The sequence below is a fragment of the uncultured Ligilactobacillus sp. genome, from assembly GCF_948826705.1.
In the GTDB taxonomy this organism is placed as follows: Bacteria; Bacillota; Bacilli; order Lactobacillales; family Lactobacillaceae; genus Ligilactobacillus.
In genome coordinates, this window is the sequence record NZ_CAQLEL010000042.1 from 1 (window position 1) to 3669 (window position 3669).

Annotated in this window: 4 protein-coding genes; 3 read left to right on the forward strand and 1 reads right to left on the reverse strand. The window is 36.1% G+C overall.

The features are described from left to right. Positions 1-593 (reverse strand): AAA family ATPase (locus Q9Q35_RS02515; protein ID WP_304651984.1); only part of this gene is annotated, 593 nt, incomplete at its 3' end. A gap of 136 nt (positions 594-729) precedes the next feature. Here Q9Q35_RS02515 and Q9Q35_RS02520 point away from each other — a divergent pair. From Q9Q35_RS02520 to Q9Q35_RS02530, 3 genes are all read left to right on the forward strand, one after another. Next, positions 730-1155 carry a lactococcin 972 family bacteriocin gene (locus tag Q9Q35_RS02520; RefSeq protein WP_304651985.1) on the forward strand — a complete coding sequence of 142 codons (426 nt, stop codon included), beginning with the start codon at positions 730-732 and terminating at the stop codon, positions 1153-1155. A 51-nt stretch (positions 1156-1206) separates the two neighbouring features. Next, positions 1207-3282, forward strand: a complete 2076-nt coding sequence (locus Q9Q35_RS02525; protein WP_304651986.1) for a hypothetical protein — start codon at positions 1207-1209, stop codon at positions 3280-3282. Between the two features lie 192 nt (positions 3283-3474). Then, the coding region (locus Q9Q35_RS02530) for a hypothetical protein (protein ID WP_304651987.1) at positions 3475-3669 on the forward strand (195 nt) is incomplete at its 3' end.

The window sequence follows — 3669 nt, forward strand, 5'->3', positions numbered from 1 at the left end:
ATGTAGGCCAGTTCCACATAGACCTGGCCTTTCAGCAGATTTCTCAAAAATTCAAGATAGGTTTCTTTGTCAGCTTCCTGTATGAATGATTTATGAAATATGGCATCCCATTCATCCATGATGAAGATAAACTTCTCTCCTCTTTTTTCAAAAATCTGTTGCAGATTATCCCATACGGCTTTTTGAGGATCCAATGCAAGATCCGGATACTCTGATATAATGTCCTCTTTTAATCCATTTTGGATGCGGCTGATATAGGAGCGGTAAGAGTCGCAGTTTTCCGACATCCGGCTGAAATCAATGTAGATCACATTATGCTGATTCAAATGAGTTCTATATTTTTCCTGCTTTGAAATTGCCAGTTGATCAAAGAGTTCGCTGGAATCCGTTGATCTTCCAAAAAATGCACCTATCATATTTGCCATAACACTTTTGCCAAAACGGCGCGGTCTTGAAATACAGAAGTAACGGTTTTTCTTTTCCAGCGCAGGGATCAGTTCTGTGATCAGCATAGATTTATCTACAAAGTACAGATCGGATACCATTTCGCGGTAATCGGCACAGGGGCTTCTGCTGTTCAAAAAAATTCCCATGCTTACAACTCCTTTCATTATGTCCGGTATCATGTTCTAAAATGCCCTCAGGCATCTGCTTATATTTTTAGTATAACTGTAATATGCCCAAAATTCAAGACAGCGCAGAAGGTTTCTGGATTCGTTCTCGATCAGGATGACCGATTTTTCCGTTCATGCTGCTAGTGTCACTGTTCCCGACTCACTTAATTCTGGTGAAGTACAACTAGATGATCACGATCAGGTCGTTTTTGCCTCATCTATGGCGTTAGTTGAACCAAATGAACCAATACCCCAGAACTTGACCGATAAACAAGCACTCTTTGCTCGTCTCTCAAATGCTAATTTCACCGCAGTCAATATGCCAAATAGTCGTTGGGTCTATTATTCAGATCACCATAACTACTTTAACGGCTATAAGTGGGGACATTCTAATTATTTTCATCGCTTCGCCCGACATACTGCGACTGCTAAAGTTGGTAATAATTTTAAATTAGTACCTGCCTTAGAAAATAGTTGGGCATTTGCGACTGCCAAAGGATACGGCACGTTCAAAGCGTACTATAATTACACCAGACCTTGATAGCAATGTTTTTAAGAGTGGCTCGCCACTCTTTTTTATCGGAGGTAATCTATGAAAACTAAAAATTTATTTCTGAGCGTTATTTGTTTACTTAGTTTTATCTTAAGTAGCATCACAGCATATTCCAGTAATTATCATTCTGAAGCCAAGCTAGCACTACATCAGATCGATACTTCTGAACACTTCATCGCTTTTAAGCTTCCTTTAGTGGCTCACACTAAAAAACAATTTCACCAACTTATGACCATCCTAGATGGATGTGCTCAAAAGTTTGGACTAAATTATATGGAAAAAAATGTTTATCTTGGTTATCCATTAGAAGATGGTAGATTAAACTACGCTAAAAGTATTTCTGAACAAAACTTTTATGTCAATAATTTACATAAAACTAGTTTCTTAGGTAATTTTGACGCCTTAGGGTCTGATAACTTTGAATATACATATACTTATCCGTTACTAAAAGGTTATAAAGTTACTATTCGGCCACTTAGCTCGGCTTTTAAAGATAGAAGGAATTTTGAGGGGGTCTTTTTTCTAGAAACACTTGATCTAAACAAATATAACTCCTTTATTACTTTATTGAATCAACGCTTGAATCAAAGTTTTATGACACATTATAGGACAAGAGATTACCAGATCACTCGTTCAACTGAATTATTATTGCCGTTCTTAGATGATGAGTTTGATTTTTCACCACTTATCAACTCTCTGAATGCCTTTATCTTGCTCGCAGTTTTGATCTACTTACTACTAGAATGGCAATCTCTTCGCCTTTACAAATTAAATGGTTGGTCTCTTTGGCGTAGTTTTTTGTCACTTACTTTAAAGCCATTAATTGCAACATCATTTGCCTTTATTTACGATTTTTGGATGCTTTACAGGCATTTAGAGCTAACAGAATTATTAAATCGACAAGGCTTTATCTTCTTTGCAATTTTGGGAACAAGTTTTCTAATGGTCTGCTTGATGTATTTAGTGAGCTTAGATGCTACTAGAGAACGCTACTTTTCACTTTCGCTTTTTTGCTTGCTTAGTGGAATAAAAGTGTTTTTCTTACTCACTTTGATCACCTTTTTTGCTCCACTAGGCTCTCTAATAACAGATAACTATGGTCATAAAGAGCCTGAGTTAAAGAAATATGCTGAGTTTTTTCCGTATATGATCGGGGGAAATGTAGTCGATGCTCGCAATAATTTCACTGATCTAAAAGATGTCTACCAAATAGCCAACAGTAAAGGCGCACTTTTGTTAAATGATAGTGGCTCTAGCTATAAGCAACCAACTACAGTTGACCGTGAATTTACCAGCGTTATTATCAACACTAATTACTTGAGGCGCTATCCTTTAAGAGATATTCATAACCAAAAGATCATTCCTGATCCAGCATCCAAAAAATTAGTTTTGGTTTTCCCTGATACATTCAAAAATTTAGTCACTAAACGGCTCAAATATGAGAAAAGAAACGAGCCGATCGCGCAAAAATATGGTATCCAAGTTTTTTACTCAAAACCTCGATTCAACCGAAACTTCAAAAACATCGTAACTGGTAAAAATATGGCAAATGAGATCGTTATGATCATTACTCCTGGAAATATCGATCATGGTCTTACGCAATATCACCTCAATATCCTATCTGGTTTTGCCAATGATAGCTTGCTCTTACCACTTAAAAAAACTTCTTTAGAAAAACTATCTGAGCAATGGAAACCTATCTTAAAAAAATATAATTTAAGTGACAATGTTGCCCAGATGATCCGTTATGATCACGGTGAGCTTGAAGAGCTACGTCAAGGATTTGGTGATCTTTTGACCCATCTTTACGAACAATTTTTACTCTTATTGCTCGTACTTGCGCTTAGTTTTTATTCCTTGCTCAGCTTTTTTAAGAAAAACCTCACTCAGATCGAGCTAAAAAATGTGTTTGGTTATTCACGCTTGCGAAATTACTATCCTTACTTAGTAATACTTGTATTCCAATACATTGTAATGCTGGCTTTTTATCCAGATCAAGATATTCCAAAAGAAGTGTATCTTGTCGTTGTTAGTTTGTTTTTTGTTCTTGAACTCATCATCTTGGATCTCTTTATCAGTTACTTAGAAAGTGAGGCTAATAAATCATCTATATAACGTAAACCGCTTAAAAACCACCGTTTTCTATCTAGGAAATGGTGGTTTTTTTATCTATATAAATTATATTTTACAAAACAATAACTTTAATGTTATATATAGGTTACAATCAACTTTTTTAGATCTAGCTTGCTATAATTTGGATACGCTAATAGATCACTATTGGCGCACAAACTTATAGGGGGCTCTACTATGAAAGGATCATTCAAATCATTACTCTTTGTTGTAACTGTCTTTTGTTTGTTGTTTTTGACCGATTTTTCCGTTCATGCTGCTAGTGTCACTGTTCCCGACTCACTTAATTCTGGTGAAGTACAACTAGATGATCACGATCAGGTCGTTTTTGCCTCATCTATGGCGTTAGTTGAACCAAATGAACCAACACCC